Consider the following 22,550-nt stretch of genomic DNA (forward strand, 5'->3'; position numbering starts at 1 on the left):
CGCGAGCGTTAATCTTCGTCAAAACCGTGATCCTGGATGTCTTTGAGGTCCGGGATCACATCCGCTGTCCCTTGCCGCATGACCATCAAGGCGCCAGCTTGCATCGCCAGCGCAATCGCATCCGGCATCGACAGTTTGCGGTCCAAGGCGGCGATCAGATAGCCGGTAAACGTGTCCCCCGCGCCCGTGGTATCGATGGCTTTGACCGGATAGGCCGGAAAGCTTTGCACCGTTTTCGCCTTGCTAGAGACCCATTTGCACCCCTCAGCGCCCAAGGTCACGATAATATCGTCGACCGGCAGCGCGTCGATGCGGGCACCTGTGGTTTTTTCAAGCGCCTCTGCCTCGACCTCGTTCAACACCAGCAGATCGATGTCGGGCAGAACCTGCGCCACGATCTCAGCATCAAAGGGCGCGGCGGCATAAGCGACGCGCAGGCCCAAAGTATGCGCGGTCTGCGCGGCAAAGCGTTGGCCCAGGGTTTCGTTCTGCATCAGCAGAAAGTCACCGGGCGATGCCTCTGCCAGGGCGGCCCCGATCATCTGGGTGGTGATCTGGTGATTGGCCCCTGAAAACAAGACGATAGAGTTTTCGCCATCCTCGGCCACACAGATATTCGCGTGACCGGTGGCCGTGTCGATCATGCTGATATGCTGCGTTTCGACGCCATATTCCAACAAGCGGTCCACGGTCCATTTACCGTCCGGCCCCACGGCGCCGATATGCATAACGCGCGTTCCGGCGCGGGCGGCGGCGACCGACATATTGGCCCCCTTCCCGCCCAACCCTTGCCGGAAATCATGCGCGGCAATCGTTTCCCCCGGCGCCGGCAGATGCCGCAGATAGTAGAAATTATCCGCGTTGATAGAGCCGAGGTTCCAGATCATTCGCCGACCTTGCAGGCCGCCAGAATAGCCATGTTCAGGATGTCATTCGCGGTGGATGTGGTCGAACAGATCTGGATCGACTTGTCCAACCCCGTCAGGATCGGGCCGATTACTGTGGCCCCCGCCATTTCCTGCATCAATTTGACCGAGATACTGGCCGAATGCCGCGCCGGCACGACGAGGATATTCGCAGGCCCTGTCAGCCGCGAGAACGGATAGTTCTTCTGGCTTTCGGCATTCAGCGCCACATCAACGGTCATTTCGCCTTCGTATTCGAAATCGACCCCGCGTGCATCCAGCACATCGGGGGCACGCTGCATCTTTTCTGCCCGCTCGGACACGGGATAGCCAAAGGTAGAGAAGCTGACGAAGGCAACCCGCGGCTCAAGCCCCATGTGGCGGGCGACCTTGGCCCCTTTTTCAGCAATATTCGCAAGGTCTTCTTCGTTCGGCCATTCATGCACCAGCGTATCGCCGATGAACACAATCCGCCCCTTGTGCAGCAGCGCAGTGATCCCGACGGCGCCGTGTTTTGCATTGGCATCGAACACGTGGTTCAGCCGTTCAAGCACATGGGCGGATTTGCGGGTTGCACCGGTCACCAGACCATCGCCATGCCCGTGCGCCAACATCAAGGCGGCAAAGACGTGGCGGTCACGGGCGGCCAGACGGTGGATATCCTTGCTATCCGACCCTTTGCGCTGCAAGCGATTGTAAAGGAATGATTTATACGTCTCCAGGTGTTGGGTATTGGCCGCATTCACGACCTCAAGCTCGCGGTAGGCATCCTCCATCCCCGCCGCCGTCAGCTTGGCCTTTACGTCGTCAGCACGTCCGACCACCAGCGCCTTGCCCAGACCGGAGCGTTGATACATCACCGCCGCCCGCAGAACCTTGGGGTCATCCCCTTCGGCAAAGATCATCCGCGCCTGATTGGCCCGCGCACGGGCGTTGATCCCGCGCAGGATATTCGCCGTCGGGTCCATCCGCGACTTCAGGCTCAACTCGTAGGCGTCCATATCGATGATCGGGCGCCGCGCGGCGCCGGTGTCCATACCTGCACGTGCAACAGCAGGCGGAATACGATGGATCAGACGCGGATCGAACGGCGTCGGGATGATGTAATCCCGGCCAAAGCTCAGGTTCTTGCCATAGGCCAGCGCCACTTCGTCCGGCACATCCTCGCGTGCCAGATCGGCCAAAGCGTGAGCGCAGGCGATCTTCATCTCGTCGTTGATGGCGCGGGCGTGGATATCCAGCGCCCCGCGGAACAGGTAAGGAAAGCCCAAAACGTTGTTTACCTGATTGGGGTAATCACTGCGGCCTGTGGCGACAATCGCATCGGGGCGCACCTCGTGCGCTTCCTCCGGCGTGATTTCAGGATCGGGGTTCGCCATCGCGAAGATCACCGGATTATCCGCCATGCTGGCGACCATCGCGGGCGTCACCGCCCCTTTGACCGACACACCCAGGAACACATCCGCGTTCTTCATCGCCTCTTCCAGCGTGCGCAGCTCGGTCTGCGCGGCATGGGCCGACTTCCACTGGTTCATACCCTCGGTACGGCCCTGATAGATCACACCTTTTGTATCGCACATGATACAGTTGTTATGCTTGGCCCCCATCGCCTTGAGCAGTTCAAGACAGGCGATCCCCGCCGCCCCCGCACCGTTCAACACAATCTGCACATCTTCGATCTTCTTGCCTGAAATGCGCAAAGCGTTCAGCAGACCGGCAGCACAGATCACCGCGGTGCCGTGCTGGTCATCGTGAAAGACGGGAATATCCATCTCTTCTTTCAGACGCTGTTCGATGATGAAACATTCCGGCGCCTTGATATCCTCAAGGTTGATCCCGCCGAACGTCGGCCCCATCAGCTTGACCGCGTTGATGAATGCCTCGGGGTCTTCGGTGTCCAGCTCGACGTCGATCGAATTCACGTCGGCGAACCGTTTGAACAGCACCGACTTGCCCTCCATCACCGGTTTCGACGCCAGCGCACCAAGGTTGCCCAAGCCCAAAACGGCAGTGCCGTTGGAAATCACCGCGACCATATTGCCCTTGTTGGTATAGTCATATGCCAGCTCGGGATTTTCAGCGATCGCCTCACAGGGAACGGCAACACCGGGGGAATAGGCGAGGCTCAGATCCCGCTGGGTCGTCATCGGGACGGTTGCGGTGATTTCGAACTTGCCCGGCGTGGGTTCAAGGTGAAAGGCGAGCGCCTCTTCGGACGTGATGCGGTTTTTGGTCACTAGAACGGCTTTCCTCATGGTTTCCCGCTTGATATCGCCGATCGGCCCCTCACACAATCATGATGGCGCTCACGGTTTGCACGACGTCGCGGCGACGCCTCGCGTGCAACGCCGGTCCGCCCTTTCGTCCGGAGGCGCGGTTTTGTACACAACGTTAACTCGAACCGGGGGCGCAGGGTGACCGAAGAAAAAATCACGCCAATGATGGCGCAATATCTAGAGCTGAAATCCCAGTACGCCGAAGCGCTGCTGTTCTACCGCATGGGCGATTTCTACGAGATGTTCTTTGACGATGCCGTCGCCGCGGCTGAAGCGCTGGATATCGCGCTGACCAAACGCGGCAAACACGGGGGCGAAGACATCCCCATGTGCGGCGTTCCGGTCCATGCCGCCGAAGGGTATTTGCTGACGCTGATCCGCAAAGGCTTCCGCGTGGCGGTCTGCGAACAGATGGAAAGCCCGGCAGAGGCGAAGAAACGCGGCTATAAATCCGTGGTCAAACGCGATGTCGTGCGGCTGGTCACCCCCGGCACATTGACCGAGGAATCCCTGCTCGAAGCGCGGCGCCACAACTATCTGGCCGCATTTGCAGAGGTCCGCGATGGTCATGCGCTGGCCTGGGTCGATATTTCGACCGGTGCGTTTCACGTGATGCCCCTGACCCTGTCGCGCCTTGGCCCCGAACTGGCCCGCCTGTCCCCGTCAGAGCTGATCGTGTCAGAAGCGAAAGAGGCTGATTTGCGTGAATTAGTCTCTGATTTCGACATCGCGCTGACCCCTATCGCGCGCTCTGCCTTTGACAGCAGCAGCGCTGAAAAACGGGTCTGCGATCTGTTCGGCATCGGGTCGCTCGACGCCTTCGGCAGCTTTGAACGCGCCGATATCTCGGCCATGGGCGCGATCATCGACTACCTCGAGATTACACAGAAGGGCAAACTTCCCCTCCTGCGCCCGCCGCAGAAAGAGGCCGAGTCCCGCAGCGTGCAGATCGACGCTGCCACACGTCGCAATCTTGAACTGACACATGCGCTGACCGGTGGTCGCGCCGGCACGCTGTTGTCCGTCATGGACAAGACAGTGACCGCCGGCGGTGCCCGGCTGCTGGAACGGCGCATTTCATCACCTTCCCGTGTGTTAGAGACGATTCAATCCCGTCTGGACGCGATCAGCTTTGCCTATGACACACCGTCGATCCGCAATGACATCCGCCAGCATCTGCGCAACGTCCCTGATCTGGACCGCGCCCTGTCGCGCCTGTCGCTGGACCGTGGCGGCCCCCGTGACCTTGCCGCCATCCGCAACGGCCTGACCGAAGCCAGTCATCTGGCCGACAAGATGCAAACCGCCGCCCTGCCCGATCTGCTGGCCCAGGCCGCCAAAGGGCTTACCGGCCATGACAGCCTGATTGATCTGCTCGACGATGCGCTGATCGCCGAGCCCCCCCTGCTGGCCCGCGACGGCGGCTTTATCGCGCCGGGGTATGACGCCGAGCTGGACGAGGTGCGCACCCTGCGGGACGAAGGCCGCAGCGTCATTGCCCAGATGCAGCAGGATTTCATCACGCTCACCGGTATCTCGACGTTGAAGATCAAACACAACAACGTGCTTGGGTATTTCGCCGAAGTCACAGCGACTCACGCCGAGAAAATGCTGTCGGCGCCGCTGTCCGATACCTTTATCCACCGTCAGACCACCGCCAATCAGGTCCGTTTCACAACCGTGGAGCTGTCAGAGATGGAGACAAAGATCCTCAACGCGGGCAACCACGCGCTGGAGATTGAAAAGCGGCTTTATGAAACGTTGAAACGCGCCATTCTGGATCACTCCGGCCCGATCGGTGTCGCCTCGGCTGGATTGGCCGAGATTGATCTGGCCACTGGTCTGGCCGATCTGGCGCAGTCCGAAAACTGGGTGAAACCCCGCGTCGATAATTCACGTGCCTTCGACATTCAGGGGGGCCGCCACCCGGTCGTGGAACGCGCCTTGGCCCAGCAATCCGGCAGCCCCTTTATCGCCAACGATTGCACCCTGTCGGCCGATGGCGACAACGCGAATATCTGGCTGCTGACCGGCCCTAACATGGCGGGTAAATCGACCTTCCTGCGGCAGAACGCAATCATCGCCCTGATGGCGCAAATGGGCAGCTACGTGCCTGCCGCCAGCGCGCACATCGGCCTGATCAGCCAGATTTTCAGCCGGGTCGGCGCCTCTGACGATCTGGCACGGGGCCGTTCCACGTTTATGGTCGAAATGGTCGAAACCGCCGCAATCCTCAATCAGGCAGACGACCGCGCACTTGTGATCCTGGACGAAATCGGGCGCGGCACGGCGACTTACGACGGCCTGTCCATCGCCTGGGCCACGCTGGAACATCTGCACGATATCAACCGCTCTCGCGCATTGTTCGCCACACACTACCATGAAATGACCGCGCTTTCGAACAAGCTGGGCGGGGTCGATAACGCCACCGTCGCGGTCAAGGAATGGGACGGAGAGGTGATCTTCCTGCACGAGGTCCGCAAAGGCGCCGCCGATCGGTCCTACGGTGTGCAGGTCGCGCAATTGGCCGGCTTGCCGCCTTCCGTCATCGCGCGCGCACGCGTCGTGCTTGAAGCGTTGGAAAAGGGCGAACGCGAAGGCGGCGCGACGCAGAAAACCCTGATCGACGATCTGCCCCTGTTTGCCGTGGCACCGGCACCTGCGCCTCAACCAAAACAAAGCTCCAAGCTCGAAGAAACCCTGGCCGAGATTATCCCCGACGAGCTCTCTCCACGTGAAGCGCTCGACCTGCTCTATAAATTGAAAGAGGCGGCCAAAAGCTGACCGCCTCCCTCGCTTCCAAATGGTGTTAAATCCTCCCCGAAGGGCCGCTCTATCCCGGGCGTTTACCCTGCGGGGGTAGAGGAAACGCCGACCTGCGCCGGACGCAGCAGACGGTCGTGCAACATGAAACCTTCGGCGGCGACCTGGATGATATCGCCTGCTTTGGTGTCGGGCACGGGCGCCTCGAACATCGCCTGATGATGCTGCGGATCGAACTTGTCACCCACTGCGGGCGAAATGACTTCGATGCCGTGCTTCTTGAACACGCTCAGCAACTCGCGCATCGTCAGTTCGATCCCTTCCAGCAACGGGCCGGAAATGGTGCGCTGCTCTTCTGTAGCGGCTTCCAGGGCGCGTTTCATATTGTCGTAGACCGGCAGCATGTCGCGCGCCAGTTTCGACCCGCCATAGTTTTCCGCCTCGCGACGGTCCTTGTCAGACCGTTTACGCGCGTTCTCTGCGTCGGCCAGGGCCCGCATGAAACGGTCTTTCAGCTGGTCACGCTCGGCACGCAATTCGTCCAGTTCCAGCGCTTCGTCGTCAATTTCGGACATCTCGTCGGCATAGGCTTCGGCCTCTGCGTCATCGATATCATCCAGAAATTCGTTCTCTTTCGGCTCTGCCATAATTCACCTCTAGCTGCGGTTCGAAATCAGCTTTCCAACCAGCTGCGCCGTGTAATTCACAATCGGCACGATACGTCCATAATTAAGGCGCGTGGGGCCGATCACACCGACCGCCCCGATCACCTTACGATCAGCGTTCATATAAGGGGAAACGACCAGAGAGGAACCCGAAAGTGAAAAAAGTTTATTCTCAGAACCAATAAAAATGCGCACACCGTCGCCCGCGTCGGCCAATTCGAGGAATTCCGCGATATCGCGCTTGCGTTCAAGGTCGTCAAACAGCTGGCGGATCAATTCGACGTTCTCGGCCTCGCCTTCGGTGTTGATCAGATTCGACCGTCCACGCACGATCAACCGCTCGGGGGATTCCCCTTCGCCCTGCCACAGCGCCAGACCGCTTTCGACAAGCTGCTGCGCCAGAACATCGATCTGCTGACGCCGCTGGCTGATCTCATGCGCGATGGTGCGCTGCAATTCCGAGATGGTTTTCCCCTCGACCAGCGCATTCAGGAAATTCGCGGCTTCACGCATGCTGCTGGGGGTCTGGCCCGGCGGCGGTGTGAACAACCGGTTCTCCACGTGACCGTCGGAAAAGACCAGAACGACCAGCGCCCTATCGTGAGACAGTGAAACAAATTCGATATGCTTGATCGGCGCCTCGTGCTTGGGCGTCAGCACAAGCGAGGCGCCCTGGGTCACGCCGGACAGCGCCGACCCCACCCGATCAAGAATGCCGCTGACATCGGCGTTGTTGCTGCCAACGGTCGCGTCGATCTTTTCACGGTCCGTCTCGGTTGGATCGCCGATCTCGATCATGCCGTCGACGAACATGCGCAGCCCCATCTGCGTCGGGATACGACCCGCGCTCACATGGGGGCTCCCCAGCAGGCCCATATATTCAAGATCCTGCATCACATTACGGATCGTGGCCGCGCTGACCTTTTCGCTGAAATCCCGGGTCAGCGTGCGTGACCCCACGGGATCGCCATTCGCCAGATAGCCTTCGACCACGCGGCGGAACACCTCGCGCGAGCGGTCGTTCATCTCGTCTAAAACTGTCGGTGTTTTGTCCATAGTGGGAGAAGTATGTGCGACAGGGGGCAAACGTCAATCGGGGTTGCATCGCGCCGCAACGCAGAGTTATCCCCAATGGCAAATGGAAAAGGAAATACCTATGCGCCCCTCTGGTCGGAAACTTGACGAACTGCGTGCCGTATCGATTGAAACGGGATTCACCAAACACGCCGAAGGATCGGCCCTGATCAAGATGGGCGACACCCATGTGCTGTGTACCGCCACGATCGAGGACCGCGTGCCGCCCTTCATCAAAGGCTCCGGTCTGGGCTGGGTCACGGCGGAATACGGCATGCTGCCCCGTGCCACCAATACCCGTATGCGCCGCGAGGCGGCAATGGGCAAACAAGGGGGCCGTACCGTTGAGATTCAACGCCTTATCGGTCGCGCCCTGCGCGCCGGCGTGGATCGTAGCGCCTTGGGCGAACGTCAGATCACCATCGACTGTGACGTGCTGCAGGCCGACGGCGGCACGCGTTGTGCCTCTATCACCGGGGGTTGGGTCGCGTTGAAACTGGCGGTGAACAAGCTGATGAAGGCCGGCGACGTGGTCAGCGACCCACTGGTCGATCCGGTCGCCGCGATCAGCTGCGGCATCTATGCGGGCCAGCCCGTGCTTGACCTTGACTACCCCGAGGATTCCGAAGCAGGCGTGGACGGTAACTTTATTATGACCGGCAGCGGCAAATTGATCGAGATCCAGATGAGCGCCGAAGGCTCCACCTATTCGCGCGACCAGATGAACCAGCTGATGGACCTTGCTGAAAAAGGCGTGGCAGAGCTGGTCGAGAAGCAGAAGGCAGCCACCGCATGACCCGTAAATTCACCGGCGACCAGATTCTGGTCGCCACCCACAACGCTGGCAAGCTGCAGGAAATGACCGAGCTTTTCGCCCCCTTCGGCGTCACCGTCAAAGGGGCAGCCGAGATGAACCTGGGCGAGCCGGAGGAAACCGAAAACACTTTCATCGGCAACGCCCGCATCAAAGCCCGTGCGGCGGTCGCGGCGACGGGCCTTCCCGCGCTTGCAGATGACTCCGGGATCGAGGTCGAAGCGCTGGACAATGCCCCCGGCGTCTATACCGCCGATTGGTCCGAAACGCCCAACGGCCGCGATTTCGTCATGGCAATGACCAAGACCCACAGGTTGCTGGAAGAGGCAAACGCCCCCCACCCGCGCCGCGCGCGGTTCTGCGCGACACTGGTTTTGGTCTGGCCCGACGGACATGAAGAGATTTTCGAAGGCCGCGTGAACGGCACGCTTGTCTGGCCGATCCGCGGCGACGTCGGTCACGGCTATGACCCGATGTTCCAACCCGACGGGCACGAGCAGACCTTTGGCGAAATGTCCGCCGACGCCAAGAACGCAATCAGCCACCGTGCGGACGCTTTCGCCAAACTGATCTCTGCCTGCTTTGACTGAGGATTGGCGCCAGGGGGGCTTTGGCCTTTATATCCATTGGCCGTTTTGCGAGGCGAAATGCCCCTATTGTGACTTTAACAGCCATGTTAGTCGCACAATCGACCAACGGGCCTGGCGCGATGCCTATCTGGCAGAGCTTGAACGCGGCGCCGCCGAAACCCAAGGGCGCGTCTTGAACGCCGTCTTTTTCGGCGGTGGCACCCCCAGCCTGATGGACCCCGATGTCGTCGCCGATGTCATCGCCGCGATCCGTCGACTGTGGCCCACGGCGAATGATCTGGAAATCACGCTCGAGGCGAACCCCGGTTCGGTTGAGGCCGACCGTTTTGCCGCCTTCCGACAGGCGGGCGTCAACCGTATTTCAATGGGGATACAGGCCCTGAATGATGCGGACCTGAAACGTCTGGGCCGCATCCATACGGTTGACGAAGGGCTTGCCGCTTTTGACATCGCCCGTAATACCTTTGAACGCGTCAGTTTTGACCTGATCTATGGTCGCCAGAACCAGAGCTTGCCCGACTGGCAGACCGAACTGAAACAGGCCCTATCCCTAGCGATAGACCATATGTCGCTCTATCAACTGACCATCGAACAAGGCACCGCCTTTGGCGATCGCTATGCAGTGGGAAAGCTGCGCGGATTGCCCAGCGATGATCTGGGTGCCGATATGTATGCGGCCACTCAGGATATTTGCGGCGAGATGGGCATGCCCTCTTACGAGGTATCGAACCACGCCCGCGACGGGGCGCAATCGCGGCACAATCTGATATATTGGCGCTACGGCGATTATCTTGGCATCGGTCCGGGGGCCCACGGGCGCTTGACCCAAAACGGCAGTCGCTTTGCGACCGAATGTTTTAGCAACCCCAAACGCTGGCTTGACGCTGTTGCCAGCGGCGCCACCGAAAAGCCCCGCGAGCTTTTGACCACCGAAGATCAGGGTAGCGAGTTTCTTATGATGGGGCTTCGTCTGAAAGAAGGCGTGGACCTGCGTCGGTACGAGGCGCTTTCCGGCGCACCGCTTTCGACAAAAAAAATCACCCAGATGCAGGACATCGGGATGATTTCTTGGGATAAAGACCAGCTTTATGTGACGGATCAGGGCTTTATGGTGCTAAACGCGATCCTGGCCGAGCTTTTGTCGGATTAAGAGGCCGACAAACGTTGGCAAAGCTCGTCCAGCTCGTCCATCGTCGTGTAGTGCAGCACCATCTGGCCCGCCTCCTGCCCCGGCTTGTGGTTCAGGGTTACCTTCAAACCAAGGTTTGCTGACAGATCCCCTTCAAGCGCGCGGGTGTCCGCGTCTTTTTCGCTCGAGGATTTCGCCGCCCGCTTGTTTGGTCCTTCATTCTCGGCTTGCTGCTCTTTCTTGATCAGCGCCTCGGCCGCGCGCACCGACAAGCCGCCGGCGATAATCTGTTTGGCCAGCTTTTCAGGGTTCTTCGACGGCACCAAGGTCCGGGCGTGGCCCGCTGTCAGATCGCCCTGACGCACCATTTCCAGAACATTTTCGGGCAAGTTTAGCAAGCGCAGCAAGTTCGCGATATGACTGCGGCTTTTGCCCAAGGCTTCCGCCATCTTCTCTTGCGTGTGGCCAAAACGGTCCATCAGCTGACGATAGCCCGCCGCTTCTTCGATCGAATTGAGGTCCGCCCGTTGGATGTTCTCGATAATCGCAACTTCGAGAACTTCAACATCGGTGAATTCGCGGACAATGATCGGAAGTTCATGCAGCTGCGCCATCTGCGACGCGCGCCATCGGCGTTCACCCGCGACAATTTCGAACGTCCCATCATCGCGGCGACGTACGATCAGCGGCTGGATAACCCCTTTTTCGCGGATAGAGTTTGCAAGATCATCCAAATCCTGCGGATCAAACCGCTTGCGCGGCTGCTCCGGATTGGGAGAAATTTTTTCAATAGGAACATACTGTTCCGCCGCGCCTTCTGATGCCACCGTTTGTGTCTCCGCTACGTCCGCCATCAAAGCTGACAATCCTCGACCCAAACCGCGCCGTTTGTCTTTATCTGCCATTGCCTGACCCCTTATTTATACGGCACTATTTGCCAGTACTTCTTTCGCCAGATCGCGGTACGCTTTGGCACCTTTCGACCCGCTATCGTAACTTAGAACCGGCATCGCGTAACTGGGTGCCTCACTGACCCGTACGTTGCGCGGAATAACGGTTCTATATACCAGTTCGCCCAAATTGCTTCGGGCGTCCTGCTCAACCTGTTGCGACAGGTTGTTCCGCTGATCATACATCGTCAGCAAAATTCCTTCGATCCGTAGATCCTTGTTCCCGCTCTGGCGCACTTCGCGGATGGTGAGCATCAACTGCGACAGTCCCTCAAGTGCGAAAAACTCGCTTTGCAGCGGGACGAGCACCGAATGCGCCGCAATCATCGCGTTCACTGTCAGCAAGTTCAGCGATGGCGGGCAATCAATCAGAATGTAGTCGAAGGCGTAGCTGTCCATCTGCGTCTGCCGCAGGGCGTCATGCAGAAGAAAACTACGCTTTTCATTAGCGATCAATTCCATATCTGCGGAACTGAGATCGACAGTGGCGGCAACGATATGCAGGCCCTCTGTCTCGGTCGTCATAATAACTTGATCCAGGTCGATATCCTCAAGCAAAAGCTCGTAGGTCGTAAATTCCCGATCATCCAGTTCAATGCCCAGACCAGTTGACGCGTTGCCCTGCGGATCAAGGTCAATGACCAGAACACGCTGCTTCTGCTCAACCAAAGCCGCCGCAAGGTTGATCGTCGTCGTGGTTTTGCCCACCCCACCCTTCTGGTTCGCAATCGCAATAATTTTGGGCCCCGAAGGTCGAGACAGATCAGACATGTTTGATTTCCTTGATCTTAAGAATTGCGGCGGATGGGTTCGTCTGGCTTTGGATCGCGTCGCAGGTATATGCCCAGGTCTCTTTCGCAGCGGTATCCTCTGCGCGCCAGTTTTCCCCCTTCGGGAAAAGCGCAGTGCCAGAAGGTAAAAGATGGCGATCTGCAAAGCCGAGCAAAGCGGTCAAGTCGGACAGGGCCCGCGCGCTTAGAACGTCTGCTTCCAAGGGTTCGATCGCCTCAATCCGCGCGTTCACCACTGTTGCGTCCAGCTCAAGCTCCCGAATGGCCGTTCTCAGGAACGCGCATTTACGCTGGTCGCTTTCAACCAAGGTGAATTTCGTAGCACGCTCCTCTTGCTGCGACATCAGCGCCACGACAATTGCCGGAAAACCGCCACCGCTTCCAAGATCTACCCAATGGTGCGCATTGGGCGCGTGGGAATAGATTTGTAGTGAATCCAGAATGTGGCGCTCCCACATCTCGGGGACGCTCGGCTTGGAAATCAGATTAATCTTGGCCGTCCACTTCTCGACCAATTGCGAGAAATGCTGAAGCTTCTCCAATGTTTCACGTGAAACATCCTCCTCAAAAGTGCTCATCATGCAGACTTCTTCTGGCTGCCGCGCTTGAGGTGAGACAGAAGGAGCGTCAAGGCGGAGGGTGTCATACCGTCAATTCGGGCCGCCTGTGCGAGGTTGGTCGGACGTGTCAGCGACAGCTTCGAGGTAAGCTCATTTGACAGTCCGTCGATGGCTTCATAATCAAAATTCGCGGGAATAACATGCGCCTCGTCCTTCTGGAGGAGGTCGATATCCCGTTGCTGACGCGCGATATAGTTTGCATATAGCGCATCCCGCTCGACCTGACGGCGGATTTCGGGTTCTACCGTTTCAAGCGCTGGATTAATCAAGACGATCTGTTCGAATGTCACATCCGGAAACGCCAACAGTTGGAAACCGGTCCGCTTCGTTCCATCTTGGCTGACCTTGATCCCCGCCGCCTCGATCGCCTTTGATGCATAGGGCGTTTTCGTGAGCTCTGCCATCGCTGCGTCGATTTTGGCCATTTTGGCGTTAAAATGCGCAACCCGCTCTTGCGAGACGCAGCCCAAGGCAATCGCCAAAGGGGTGAGGCGCTGGTCAGCGTTATCTGCCCGGAGCGACAACCGGAATTCGGCGCGAGAGGTGAACATGCGATAGGGCTCTGTCACACCCCGGGTGGTCAGGTCATCAATCATCACGCCAATATAGCTATCGGCGCGGCTGAACCTCACCGGCTCTTTACCCTGTGCTGAAAGCGCCGCGTTCAATCCGGCAACCAAACCTTGTGCCGCAGCTTCTTCATAACCGGTTGTCCCGTTGATCTGACCAGCGAGATATAGGCCAGGCACAGTCCTCACGGAAAGGGCCAGATCAAGGGCGCGGGGGTCGACATAGTCATATTCAATCGCATAACCGGGCTGGATGATTTCTACGTTTTCCAACCCAACCATCGACCGAACATAGGCAAGCTGAACATCCTCAGGCAGCGAGGTCGAAATCCCATTGGGGTAGATGGTGTGGTCATCGGCGCCCTCAGGCTCCAGGAAAACTTGGTGCGAGGTTTTGTCAGCGAAGCGGACAACTTTATCTTCGATCGATGGACAGTATCGGGGCCCTACCCCGTCGATATGCCCCCCGTACATCGCGGAGCGCGACAGGTTATCGCGAATAATTTGATGCGTTTTTTCATTGGTATGCGTAATGCCGCAGGAGATTTGCGGGGCCGACGTCGCCTCTGACAAGAAAGAGAACAAGACAGGCTCATCATCCCCGGGTTGCGATTCCAGCTTTTCCCAGTCAATCGTCCGTCCGTCCAAGCGCGGCGGCGTCCCCGTTTTCAATCGTCCGAGTGGTAAGTTGAACGAATCAATGCGGTTTGCCAGGTCGACGGAGGCTTTATCGCCCATCCGACCGCCGGAGCGCGACACATCCCCAATATGGATGACCCCGCGCAAGAAAGTACCCGTGGTCAAAACAACCGCAGCCGCTGCGATCTGTTCACCATCGGCAAGAACGGCACCAGAAACCTTGCCATTGTCGAGAATGAAGTCGGTCACCTCACCCTCTACGATGGTCAGATTCTCCTGGCGTTCGGTCTCGGCCAGCATTTCTTTACGATAGATAGCACGGTCCGCTTGCGCCCGCGGGCCTTGAACAGCGGGACCCTTGCGGCGGTTCAAAAGACGGAACTGGATGCCGGCTTTATCCGCGACACGCCCCATAACGCCATCCAGCGCGTCAATCTCGCGTACCAAATGCCCCTTACCCAGGCCACCGATAGCCGGATTGCAGGACATCACCCCGATCCCATCGCGCGACATCGTGATCAAAGCAGTATTCGCGCCCATACGCGCGGATGCGTGGGCCGCTTCGGCTCCGGCATGGCCGCCACCGATAACTATCACGTCAAAATGTTTCACGTGAAACACTCCATCTATTTTCCCAAGCAAAAGCTCGAAAAGATTACATCCAGCAGGTTCTCAACGTCAATTCGGCCTACCAGCGCCTCAAGCGCGCGAATCGAATGGCGCAGTTCTTCTGATGCTATATCATATTGATCGGGGCCGTGATCCAGAACCAACATCGCAGCGGCTAATCCCTCGGCTGATTTTTGCAATGCAACGCGGTGACGTTCGTGCGTCGCAAGGCCGGCATTCAGGCTTCGTGCCCCGAGGATGGCCTGTATTCTTTCTATCAGCTGCGGTACGCCCTGCCCTGTCACACCAGATATAGCTTTGTCAGCGCTAGCGCGTAAGTCAGCCTTTGGTCGTAGGACGATATCATCCGCAACTGCGGCAACGGGCAGCTCCTCACCCTCTTCACTCAAAAACACGCGCAGGTCAGCTTGCTCGCCGCGGGTTTTCGCGCGGTCGATCCCGATGGATTCGACCTCGTCTGCCCCCTCGCGCAAGCCTGCCGTATCCAGCAAGGTCACCGGCAGGCCACCAAGGTCCATCCGGACCTCGATCACGTCGCGCGTCGTACCCGCCACGGCAGAGGTGATCGCTGCATCGCGCCCCGCCAATGCGTTCAACAAAGTAGATTTTCCGGCATTGGGTCGGCCGATGATAGCGACCTCAAAACCGGTTCGGATACGTTCGGCCGTATGGGTACCGGCGATTTCAGCCAGAATATCGGCGTTCACCGCATTCAGCAGTTCCGTAACCTCGGGCGAGACGTCGACGGGAACGTCTTCATCCGCGAAATCGATGGTCACCTCAAGCAGAGCGGCTGCGCGGATCAGTTTTTCGCGCCAGATATCGACCTTTTGACCCAAGTGCCCGGACAAAACGCGCAAGGCTTGTTTACGCTGGGCTTCGGTCTCTGCCTCGATGAGGTCACCCAAGCCCTCAACCTGTGTGAGGTCCAGCTTGCCATTCTCCATCGCACGGCGGGTAAACTCGCCTGGCTCGGCAAGGCGCGTGCCGTCAAAACCAGAGAGCAGCGCCAGTACCGCACGCACCACCGCGATGCTGCCATGCAAGTGAAGCTCGACCGTGTCTTCGCCGGTAAAGCTGTTCGGGCCTTCGAAAGTCAGGACAAGGGCACGATCAATGACCTGCCCATCGGCGTCACTAATTGCCCGCACGGCGGCCAGCCGCGGGGCGGGCAATGGCTGCGCGATGGTTTCAGCGATAAAAAACGCCTGAGGGCCCGAGATACGAATGACGCAAACACCGGCCCGCCCCTGCGCTGTGGCTTGGGCGAATATCGTATCCATATCATTTAACCCACTGATTTAAGTGAATATTTAGCTATTCATTGAGTCGAAGAAATCGGAGTTCGTCTTGGTTTGCTTCAACTTCCCGATCAGGAATTCAATCGCATCTGTCGTGCCCATCGGGTTCAGAATGCGACGCAATACAAAGGTCTTTTGCAGATCGTTTTTGTCGACCAGCAGATCCTCTTTCCGCGTACCGGATTTCAGAATATCGATCGCAGGGAAGACGCGCTTGTCCGCAATTTTTCGATCCAGCACGATTTCAGAGTTACCGGTCCCTTTGAATTCTTCAAAGATCACCTCGTCCATGCGGCTGCCGGTGTCGATCAGCGCGGTGGCGATAATGGTCAGCGACCCACCCTCTTCGATGTTCCGTGCGGCGCCGAAGAAACGTTTGGGGCGCTGCAGCGCGTTGGCATCAACACCACCGGTCAGAACCTTACCCGACGACGGCACAACCGTGTTGAACGCACGGCCCAGACGGGTGATCGAATCCAGCAAGATCACAACGTCGCGCTTATGCTCTACCAGACGTTTCGCCTTTTCGATGACCATTTCCGACACGGCCACGTGGCGCGTTGCAGGCTCGTCGAAGGTCGAAGAAACAACCTCTCCTTTGACACTACGCTGCATATCAGTGACTTCTTCGGGGCGTTCGTCAATCAGCAGAACGATCAGGTAGCACTCGGGGTGGTTCTGTTCGATCGAATTCGCGATGTTTTGCAGCAGAACCGTTTTACCGGTCCGTGGCGGCGCCACGATCAAGCAGCGCTGGCCCTTACCGATGGGAGATACCAGATCGATGATACGCGAGGACCGGTCCTTGATCGTCGGATCATCGACTTCCATCGTCAGACGTTCATCAGGGTAAAGCGGCGTCAGGTTTTCAAAGGCCACCTTGTGGCGCGCTTTTTCCGGCTCTTCAAAGTTGATCTTGGTGACATCTGTCAGCGCGAAATACCGCTCCGCATCATCCGGCGCTTTGATCAGACCTTCGATTGTGTCGCCCGTGCGCAGCGAGTGCTGGCGGATCATCTCGGGCGAGACGTAAATGTCATCGGGGCCCGGCAGATAGTTCGCTTCGGGCGACCGCAGGAAGCCAAAACCGTCCTGCAACACTTCCAGCACACCATCGCCCGAGATTTCCCAGCCTTCATCCGCACGTTCGCGCAGGATCTGGAACATCATTTCGCCTTTACGCATGGTCGATGCGTTTTCGATCTCAAGCTCTTCGGCCATCGCCAGAAGATTCTTGGGCGTCTGCGCCTTTAGATCGGCAAGGTTAAGTGTTTCAGTTGTCATGGAAATATCCTGTTCCGATCCCGGAATGCGGGCGGGTCGTGTCATAAAAATGGGCAGATGTATACGGTCCCCGGACGGGGTGCAGGAAACACATACTCAGAATGGCGGGTTTCGTCAATCAGCTTAGAATTTCACGACGACCGAGAATACAATGATGATCATCAGCAGCGTCGGCACTTCATTCATGATCCGGTAACGTTTACCGCTCAGCCGGTTCTCCCCCGCTGCAAAGGCCTTCACACGCCCGACAAGCCACCCGTGGAACCCCGTCATCGCAAATACGCTTGCGCCCTTCATCCAGGGCCACACAGCGGCCCAGTCGACGATGCCCGGTGTGAACACCAGCGCCAGCCCGAAAATCCAGGTGCCGATCATCGCGGGGCGCATGATCACGGTGGCAAGCTTGAACTCCATCATCTTGAAAAGATCGTGGGTCTGGCCGCTTTGGCCCACCTGCTCTGTATGATGCACGAGAAGCCGCGGCAGATAGAACAGCGCCGCCATCCACGAAATGACCGAGATAATATGAAGCGATTTTACCCAAGGATAGGCGATGGCAAGCAAGTCGGTCATGTCACACTCCGGTTGGTGCCTTCTTACTAATATAAATAAGAAAAGAAGAAAGATGATGATGTAAGTAGGGGGATCATTTTCTGTGGATTACTGTTTTGTACCTCGATTTATCCACCTGTGCATGTTGTGAATCCCGTCTCGATGATAACTCGGCGCCGCGCGGATAAATTCACCCTTTTTCAAATACTTAAATAAAAAATTTTCAGGGGATAAACTGTGTAGCTTTGTGGATAAGCTTGGGATTAACTCCGTTCAGGGGGTTTGCGATTTATCCTTATGCCGCCCCGTATAAAGCTGGAATTTCCCGCTGGCAGGCAGGGGTTTTCCCGACGCTTTCGCGCACTCTCGCCATTCGGGGGAAAAATCCCTAAGAACTTCCTAGCGTCGCACACAGGTTTATCCCCATGCCCCAACGTTTCATCCTCGCCTCCGGGTCGTCGATCCGGTCACAGCTGCTGCAACAGGCCTGCGTCCCCCATGAGGTGAGCGTGGCGCGAATAGATGAACAAATGATTAAGATGGCTCTGCTGGCAGAGCAGGCACCCCCTCGCGACATCGCCGATACACTGGCCGAGATGAAAGCCCGCAAAGTCAGCGACAAGACCCCGGGCGCCTTGGTGATGGGCTGTGATCAGGTGCTCGACCATCGCGGGACGCTGCTGTCAAAACCCGCCACGCCAGACGAGGCGATTGCCCATCTGAAATCCCTGCGCGGCGATCGCCATAGCTTGCTATCCGCCGCCGTGATCGTCGAGGATGGCAAACCGATCTGGCGTCACGTGGGTCAGGTGCGGCTGCGCATGCGAGATGCGTCGGACAGTTATATAGAGGAGTATGTCGCGCGGAACTGGGACAGTATCCAACATGCGGTCGGTGCCTATAAACTAGAAGAGGAAGGCGTCAGGCTGTTCAGCGGCATTGAAGGGGATTACTTTAATGTCCTAGGGTTACCCCTGCTTGAACTGTTGAATTATCTGACGCTACGGGGGGATCTATCCGCATGAGCTTGGCTAAAATACCGCTGGCAGGTGTGATCGGATCGCCGATTGCCCATTCAAAATCCCCGCAGATCCACGGGCACTGGCTGAAAACGCTTGGGCTGCAAGGGGCCTATATCCCCCTTCACGTCGAACCCGAAGACCTCCGTCAAGTGCTTGAGACGATGCCGAAAATGGGGTTCATCGGGGCCAATGTCACGATCCCCCATAAAGAAGCGGTGATCGAGATCGCAGATATCATCACAGACCGCGCCGCGATGATTGGGGCCGTGAATACGATCACCTTCCGCGCAGACGGTAAAATTCAGGGCGATAATACGGACGGTTACGGGTTTATCGAAAACCTCAAGGCGGGCGCGCCAAACTGGATGCCGGGTGATGGCCCCGCCTGCGTCTTTGGTGCCGGCGGCGCCGCGCGTGCCGTGATCTCTTCGCTATTGGACGCCGGCGTGCCCGAAATCCTGCTTGCCAATCGCACCCGTGTGCGGGCCGAACGGTTGCGGTCGGTCTTTGGTAACCGCGTGACGGTCTACGACTGGTCGCAGGCGGGGACGATGGTCAGCCACGCCGGCCTCGTGGTGAACACCACGTCGCTGGGGATGATCGGAAAATCCGAGCTGCGCGTGCCGCTTGATGGGTTGCGCGCCGATACGGTGGTCACGGATCTGGTCTATGCGCCGTTGAAAACCACGCTTCTGGCAACTGCAGAGGCGGCAGGATGCGTCACTGTTGACGGCTTAGGCATGCTTTTGCATCAGGCAGTGCCGGGGTTCGAACGGTGGTTTGGCGCGCGGCCGACGGTGGACCATGAAACACGTCTGGCGGCGTTGCGCTGATGTTTCTTCTGGGTCTGACCGGGTCGATCGGTATGGGGAAATCGACCACCGCACAAATGTTCGCTGATCTTGGCTGCGCCGTCTGGGACGCAGACGCCGCCGTGCATCGGCTCTATGCCAAGGGGGGGGCTGCCGTCGCGGCCTTTCGCGAAACGCTACCCGATGCGGTCGTTGCGGGCGAAGTGTCGCGGCCCGCGCTCAAAAGCCTGATCGATGCGGACCCCACCGTATTGAAAACGATCGAAAGCATTGTGCATCCGCTGGTCGGCGAAGATCGCGCGGCTTTTCTGGCGGAAACAAAGGCCAAGATCGTCGTGCTCGACATCCCGTTGATTTTTGAAACCGGTGGTGACAAACGCATGGATGCGGTGGCATGTGTCACGGTCTCGGCCGACATCCAGCAAAAGCGCGTGATGGCGCGCGGGACGATGACGCTGGAACAGTTCGAAAACATCCGCGCCAAACAGATGCCAAACGATGAAAAATGCGCTTTGGCCGATTATGTGATTGAAACAGACACCCTGCCCCACGCCCGCGCGCAGGTGGCGGCTGTCATCGAGGATATCAAAGGAAAGCTGTCCCATGCGTGAGATCGTACTGGATACGGAAACCACCGGATTCGACCCTGAAAGCGGCGATAGGATCGTTGAAATCGGTGCGGTTGAACTGATGGGTCACGTGGCGACCGGCAATACCTATCACCAATATATCAACCCCGAACGCAGTATGCCCGCCGAAGCCTTCGAGGTGCACGGGCTGGGCGACGACTTTTTGCGCGACAAACCCAAGTTTGCGCAGATCGGGCAGGATTTTCTGGATTTCATCGGTGATTCAAAGCTGGTGATCCACAACGCCGCCTTCGATATCAAGTTTCTGAACGCGGAACTGAAATGGATGGGGCTGCCCCAGATCCCGTGGGAACAGGCGCTTGATACGCTGGCCATCGCGCGCAAACGCTTTCCGGGCTCGCCCGCGTCGCTGGACGCCCTATGCCGCCGCTTTGGCATCGATAACACGTCGCGGACGCTTCACGGTGCTTTGCTTGACAGTGAAATTCTGGCGGATGTCTATCTAGAGCTGATCGGCGGGCGGCAACCGGACTTCGGCCTGTCGACCAAACCGGAAAAGAAAGAGGGCGACACCACCCCCGATTGGACGCCAAAACCGCGCCCGACACCCCTGCCCTCGCGGATTACCCCGCAAGAGGCCGCCGCCCATACCGAATTTGTCGATAAACTGGGCGACAGCGCTGTGTGGAAGACGCTTTAGGCGTCCGCTTTTTGCGTATTCTCGGCCTGACGGCGCGCGATCTCGTTGCGATACAGCGCGACAAAGTCGATGTTTTCGAGGTTCAGTGGCGGGAAGCCACCGTCGCGGGTCACATCGCTGACAACGCGGCGCAGGAACGGGAAGATCATGCGCGGGCATTCAATCAGCAGGAATGGGTGCATCTGGTCTTCGGGCACGTTTTCAACGTGGAAGATACCGACATAGTCGATTTCCAGCAGGAACAGCGTCGCGTCGCCGCCTTTGGCTTTTGACGTGACCTGAAGCTTGATCGCGGATTCATACTGGTTCTCGGCCGACCGCTTTTTCGCATCCAGATTGACCTGAACCTGAACGTCGGGCTGTACATCTGTCGGCGCGCCTTTTTGCGCCATGATGTTTTCAAAGGACATATCACGAATGAACTGACCCAGAATGCGCATCTGCGGCTGTGCGGCCTGGGTCGGTTGTGTTGCTTCTTCTTCAGCCATTTAAAGGCTCCTTAAGACAATAAACTCATTTAGTCGGGCTTATCAGATCGCCTTGCCGCGCTCAATGGTCCGCATCAAATGGCCTGAAGTCAGTGGCCCTTAGTTAGTGATCGGTCCAGCCAGAGGGGCGTTTGGGCCCGCGGTCCTGTTCCGACAGCTCGTGGTATTCGCCATCAATCACATCCCCTTGCATCGGACGATGGGGCTGCGGGCGCCGTGGCCCCGAGGTGCCGCCCATATGGACGCTGCTCACGTTAACCTTGCTGCGTGCAGCTTTGAACGCAGCGGTGCGTACGCCGGGGATCAGCAGGGCAAAGCCCAAGGCATCGGTGAAAAACCCCGGTGTCAGCAGCAACGCGCCGGCAAACAGGATCATCGCGCCATGCACCAGCGGTTCGGTCGGATCACGGACTTCGGACAGGGACGATTTGATCTGGCCAAGCGCCAGCGCACCCTGTGCGCGCATCAGATAGGTGCCGATGATCGCGGTAGAAACAACAATCGCCAGTGTCCAGCCGAGGCCAATTGCCCCACCCACCTGAATGAACAACGTTATTTCTATCAACGGTACGGCAATAAAAGCCAAAAACAGCCACATGGCATGCGTCCTTTCCTATGGGCCAGAGTGGACTTGGCCCGGTTCACACCCTACATAGGGGCACTAGACCGACGTTTCCATGTTTCTCAGCACGAGGTACCTATGAATTCGCCCATGATACAGCTTCTGGTACTGGCCGCTATTGCCGTGTTCCTGATCCTGCGGCTCAAGAATGTGCTTGGCACACGCACCGGTTTTGAAAAATCGGCCGAGGTCAGCGAGAAACCCGAACGCCCCAGCGGCCCCGCGTTCGAAGTCATCGAAGGTGGCCCTGATCTGGATATCACCGATCACGCGCCCGAAGGGTCCGATACCGCGCTCGCCCTGGCCGAGATGAAGCGTGTCGAGCCCTCCTTTGGGGTCAGCGACTTTCTGGGCGGTGCCCGCGGTGCCTACGAGATGATCGTGATGGGCTACGAACACGGTAATCTGGACGAGATCAAACCTTTCCTTTCGGAAGACATCTACGAAAGCTTTGTCGAAGGCGTTGCCGCGCGTGAAGATCAGGGCCTGACCGTGGAAAGCCACTTTATCGGCATCCGCGAGATGGAGCTTGAGAACGCCACGATGGACAAGACCACCAACGAGGCAGAGCTGACGATCCGTTTCGTGGCCGAGCTGACGTCGGTCGTGAAAGACCGCGATGGTGAAATCGTCGAAGGCAGCACGACAGAGGTCAATCGTCAAAAAGACACATGGGTGTTTGCCCGTGTCATGGGCTCGGATGATCCAAATTGGCTGCTCGTTTCTACAGACGGTTAAAACGTGCCTGTGCGGGTGCATTGCTG

22 protein-coding genes are annotated in these 22,550 nt (G+C 58.1%); 9 read left to right on the plus strand and 13 right to left on the minus strand.

What is annotated here, in order from left to right; genetic code table 11:
- Positions 1-8: 8 nt before the first annotated feature.
- On the minus strand, positions 9-887 hold the full coding sequence (locus B3849_RS05995) for a ribokinase (protein WP_278425898.1): 879 nt from the start codon (positions 885-887) through the stop codon (positions 9-11).
- On the minus strand, positions 884-3,142 hold the full coding sequence (locus tag B3849_RS06000; RefSeq protein ID WP_005850791.1) for an NADP-dependent malic enzyme: 2,259 nt from the start codon (positions 3,140-3,142) through the stop codon (positions 884-886). Before B3849_RS06000 ends, B3849_RS05995 begins: the two co-directional genes overlap by 4 nt.
- A gap of 201 nt (positions 3,143-3,343) precedes the next feature.
- On the opposite strand from B3849_RS06000, the gene mutS reads away from it, so the two are divergent.
- Positions 3,344-5,965: a DNA mismatch repair protein MutS gene (gene mutS, locus B3849_RS06005; protein WP_286779941.1), complete on the plus strand. Its 2,622-nt coding sequence runs from the start codon at positions 3,344-3,346 to the stop codon at positions 5,963-5,965.
- A 62-nt stretch (positions 5,966-6,027) separates the two neighbouring features.
- Here mutS and B3849_RS06010 read toward each other — a convergent pair whose 3' ends face one another.
- Both B3849_RS06010 and hrcA read right to left on the minus strand, forming a co-directional pair.
- Complete coding sequence (locus B3849_RS06010; protein ID WP_005850788.1) at positions 6,028-6,591, minus strand: nucleotide exchange factor GrpE; 564 nt, start codon at positions 6,589-6,591, stop codon at positions 6,028-6,030.
- 9 nt (positions 6,592-6,600) lie between these two features.
- On the minus strand, positions 6,601-7,635 hold the full coding sequence (hrcA, locus tag B3849_RS06015) for a heat-inducible transcriptional repressor HrcA (protein WP_005850786.1): 1,035 nt from the start codon (positions 7,633-7,635) through the stop codon (positions 6,601-6,603).
- A gap of 130 nt (positions 7,636-7,765) precedes the next feature.
- Between hrcA and rph the strand changes: the two genes are divergently transcribed.
- Genes rph through hemW form a run of 3 tightly spaced genes read left to right on the plus strand, consistent with a single transcriptional unit; the run spans position 7,766 to position 10,237 of the window.
- Complete coding sequence (rph, locus tag B3849_RS06020; protein ID WP_037942417.1) at positions 7,766-8,479, plus strand: ribonuclease PH; 714 nt, start codon at positions 7,766-7,768, stop codon at positions 8,477-8,479.
- A complete protein-coding gene (rdgB, locus tag B3849_RS06025; RefSeq protein ID WP_037942418.1) occupies positions 8,476-9,087 on the plus strand; it encodes an RdgB/HAM1 family non-canonical purine NTP pyrophosphatase in 612 nt (203 codons plus the stop codon). The genes rph and rdgB overlap by 4 nt, the downstream gene beginning before the upstream one ends.
- Positions 9,080-10,237 (plus strand): radical SAM family heme chaperone HemW, encoded by a 1,158-nt coding sequence (gene hemW / locus B3849_RS06030; protein WP_286779912.1) that lies wholly within the window; start codon positions 9,080-9,082, stop codon positions 10,235-10,237. Before rdgB ends, hemW begins: the two co-directional genes overlap by 8 nt.
- On the opposite strand, the gene B3849_RS06035 is transcribed toward hemW, so the two are convergent.
- From B3849_RS06035 to B3849_RS06065, 7 genes are all read right to left on the minus strand, one after another.
- Positions 10,234-11,121 carry a ParB/RepB/Spo0J family partition protein gene (locus tag B3849_RS06035; RefSeq protein ID WP_132997652.1) on the minus strand — a complete coding sequence of 296 codons (888 nt, stop codon included), beginning with the start codon at positions 11,119-11,121 and terminating at the stop codon, positions 10,234-10,236. The two genes, hemW and B3849_RS06035, sit on opposite strands and share 4 nt — an antisense overlap.
- Positions 11,122-11,136: 15 nt before the next feature.
- On the minus strand, positions 11,137-11,937 hold the full coding sequence (locus tag B3849_RS06040) for a ParA family protein (protein ID WP_005850775.1): 801 nt from the start codon (positions 11,935-11,937) through the stop codon (positions 11,137-11,139).
- A complete protein-coding gene (rsmG, locus tag B3849_RS06045; protein ID WP_278425896.1) occupies positions 11,930-12,538 on the minus strand; it encodes a 16S rRNA (guanine(527)-N(7))-methyltransferase RsmG in 609 nt (202 codons plus the stop codon). The genes B3849_RS06040 and rsmG overlap by 8 nt, the downstream gene beginning before the upstream one ends.
- The gene (gene mnmG, locus B3849_RS06050) at positions 12,535-14,397 is read right to left on the minus strand and encodes a tRNA uridine-5-carboxymethylaminomethyl(34) synthesis enzyme MnmG (RefSeq protein WP_278425895.1); all 1,863 of its coding nucleotides are present in this window, start codon (positions 14,395-14,397) and stop codon (positions 12,535-12,537) included. The genes rsmG and mnmG overlap by 4 nt, the downstream gene beginning before the upstream one ends.
- A gap of 14 nt (positions 14,398-14,411) precedes the next feature.
- Positions 14,412-15,698, minus strand: coding sequence for a tRNA uridine-5-carboxymethylaminomethyl(34) synthesis GTPase MnmE (gene mnmE / locus B3849_RS06055; RefSeq protein ID WP_286779913.1), 1,287 nt, complete (start codon positions 15,696-15,698; stop codon positions 14,412-14,414).
- A 30-nt stretch (positions 15,699-15,728) separates the two neighbouring features.
- Positions 15,729-17,000, minus strand: coding sequence for a transcription termination factor Rho (rho, locus tag B3849_RS06060; protein WP_005850767.1), 1,272 nt, complete (start codon positions 16,998-17,000; stop codon positions 15,729-15,731).
- A gap of 123 nt (positions 17,001-17,123) precedes the next feature.
- Positions 17,124-17,573 (minus strand): CopD family protein, encoded by a 450-nt coding sequence (locus B3849_RS06065; protein ID WP_278424583.1) that lies wholly within the window; start codon positions 17,571-17,573, stop codon positions 17,124-17,126.
- A gap of 404 nt (positions 17,574-17,977) precedes the next feature.
- Between B3849_RS06065 and B3849_RS06070 the strand changes: the two genes are divergently transcribed.
- Genes B3849_RS06070 through dnaQ form a run of 4 tightly spaced genes read left to right on the plus strand, consistent with a single transcriptional unit; the run spans position 17,978 to position 20,676 of the window.
- The gene (locus B3849_RS06070) at positions 17,978-18,577 is read left to right on the plus strand and encodes a Maf family protein (protein ID WP_278424585.1); all 600 of its coding nucleotides are present in this window, start codon (positions 17,978-17,980) and stop codon (positions 18,575-18,577) included.
- The gene (locus tag B3849_RS06075) at positions 18,574-19,407 is read left to right on the plus strand and encodes a shikimate dehydrogenase (protein ID WP_278424586.1); all 834 of its coding nucleotides are present in this window, start codon (positions 18,574-18,576) and stop codon (positions 19,405-19,407) included. The genes B3849_RS06070 and B3849_RS06075 overlap by 4 nt, the downstream gene beginning before the upstream one ends.
- Positions 19,407-19,997, plus strand: a complete 591-nt coding sequence (gene coaE, locus B3849_RS06080) for a dephospho-CoA kinase (RefSeq protein WP_278424588.1) — start codon at positions 19,407-19,409, stop codon at positions 19,995-19,997. The genes B3849_RS06075 and coaE overlap by 1 nt, the downstream gene beginning before the upstream one ends.
- Entirely contained in the window at positions 19,990-20,676 is a 687-nt protein-coding gene (gene dnaQ / locus B3849_RS06085; RefSeq protein WP_005850757.1) for a DNA polymerase III subunit epsilon, read from the plus strand. Before coaE ends, dnaQ begins: the two co-directional genes overlap by 8 nt.
- On the opposite strand, the gene secB is transcribed toward dnaQ, so the two are convergent.
- Together secB and B3849_RS06095 are read right to left on the minus strand one after the other, a co-directional pair.
- Entirely contained in the window at positions 20,673-21,164 is a 492-nt protein-coding gene (gene secB, locus B3849_RS06090; protein ID WP_005850756.1) for a protein-export chaperone SecB, read from the minus strand. The two genes, dnaQ and secB, sit on opposite strands and share 4 nt — an antisense overlap.
- A gap of 103 nt (positions 21,165-21,267) precedes the next feature.
- Positions 21,268-21,762 (minus strand): FxsA family protein, encoded by a 495-nt coding sequence (locus B3849_RS06095; RefSeq protein WP_009825706.1) that lies wholly within the window; start codon positions 21,760-21,762, stop codon positions 21,268-21,270.
- Between the two features lie 102 nt (positions 21,763-21,864).
- On the opposite strand from B3849_RS06095, the gene B3849_RS06100 reads away from it, so the two are divergent.
- Positions 21,865-22,524: a Tim44/TimA family putative adaptor protein gene (locus tag B3849_RS06100; RefSeq protein WP_278376255.1), complete on the plus strand. Its 660-nt coding sequence runs from the start codon at positions 21,865-21,867 to the stop codon at positions 22,522-22,524.
- The last annotated feature ends 26 nt before the right edge of the window (positions 22,525-22,550 follow it).

It is taken from the genome of Sulfitobacter sp. UBA4523 (assembly GCF_002388305.1).
GTDB lineage: Bacteria > Pseudomonadota > Alphaproteobacteria > Rhodobacterales > Rhodobacteraceae > Sulfitobacter > Sulfitobacter pontiacus.

Excerpts from the sequence above, each read along its gene's own strand:
- B3849_RS05995 (WP_278425898.1), bottom strand. The coding sequence starts at position 887 with ATGATCTGGAACCTCGGCTCTATCAACGCGGATAATTTCTACTATCTG.
- mutS (WP_286779941.1), top strand. The coding sequence starts at position 3,344 with ATGATGGCGCAATATCTAGAGCTGAAATCCCAGTACGCCGAAGCGCTG.
- B3849_RS06010 (WP_005850788.1), bottom strand. The coding sequence starts at position 6,591 with ATGGCAGAGCCGAAAGAGAACGAATTTCTGGATGATATCGATGACGCA.
- hrcA (WP_005850786.1), bottom strand. The coding sequence starts at position 7,635 with ATGAACGACCGCTCGCGCGAGGTGTTCCGCCGCGTGGTCGAAGGCTAT.
- rph (WP_037942417.1), top strand. The coding sequence starts at position 7,766 with ATGCGCCCCTCTGGTCGGAAACTTGACGAACTGCGTGCCGTATCGATT.
- rdgB (WP_037942418.1), top strand. The coding sequence starts at position 8,476 with ATGACCCGTAAATTCACCGGCGACCAGATTCTGGTCGCCACCCACAAC.
- B3849_RS06035 (WP_132997652.1), bottom strand. The coding sequence starts at position 11,121 with ATGGCAGATAAAGACAAACGGCGCGGTTTGGGTCGAGGATTGTCAGCT.
- B3849_RS06040 (WP_005850775.1), bottom strand. The coding sequence starts at position 11,937 with ATGTCTGATCTGTCTCGACCTTCGGGGCCCAAAATTATTGCGATTGCG.
- rsmG (WP_278425896.1), bottom strand. The coding sequence starts at position 12,538 with ATGATGAGCACTTTTGAGGAGGATGTTTCACGTGAAACATTGGAGAAG.
- mnmE (WP_286779913.1), bottom strand. The coding sequence starts at position 15,698 with ATGGATACGATATTCGCCCAAGCCACAGCGCAGGGGCGGGCCGGTGTT.
- rho (WP_005850767.1), bottom strand. The coding sequence starts at position 17,000 with ATGACAACTGAAACACTTAACCTTGCCGATCTAAAGGCGCAGACGCCC.
- B3849_RS06065 (WP_278424583.1), bottom strand. The coding sequence starts at position 17,573 with ATGACCGACTTGCTTGCCATCGCCTATCCTTGGGTAAAATCGCTTCAT.
- B3849_RS06070 (WP_278424585.1), top strand. The coding sequence starts at position 17,978 with ATGCCCCAACGTTTCATCCTCGCCTCCGGGTCGTCGATCCGGTCACAG.
- B3849_RS06075 (WP_278424586.1), top strand. The coding sequence starts at position 18,574 with ATGAGCTTGGCTAAAATACCGCTGGCAGGTGTGATCGGATCGCCGATT.
- coaE (WP_278424588.1), top strand. The coding sequence starts at position 19,407 with ATGTTTCTTCTGGGTCTGACCGGGTCGATCGGTATGGGGAAATCGACC.
- dnaQ (WP_005850757.1), top strand. The coding sequence starts at position 19,990 with ATGCGTGAGATCGTACTGGATACGGAAACCACCGGATTCGACCCTGAA.
- secB (WP_005850756.1), bottom strand. The coding sequence starts at position 21,164 with ATGGCTGAAGAAGAAGCAACACAACCGACCCAGGCCGCACAGCCGCAG.
- B3849_RS06095 (WP_009825706.1), bottom strand. The coding sequence starts at position 21,762 with ATGTGGCTGTTTTTGGCTTTTATTGCCGTACCGTTGATAGAAATAACG.
- B3849_RS06100 (WP_278376255.1), top strand. The coding sequence starts at position 21,865 with ATGAATTCGCCCATGATACAGCTTCTGGTACTGGCCGCTATTGCCGTG.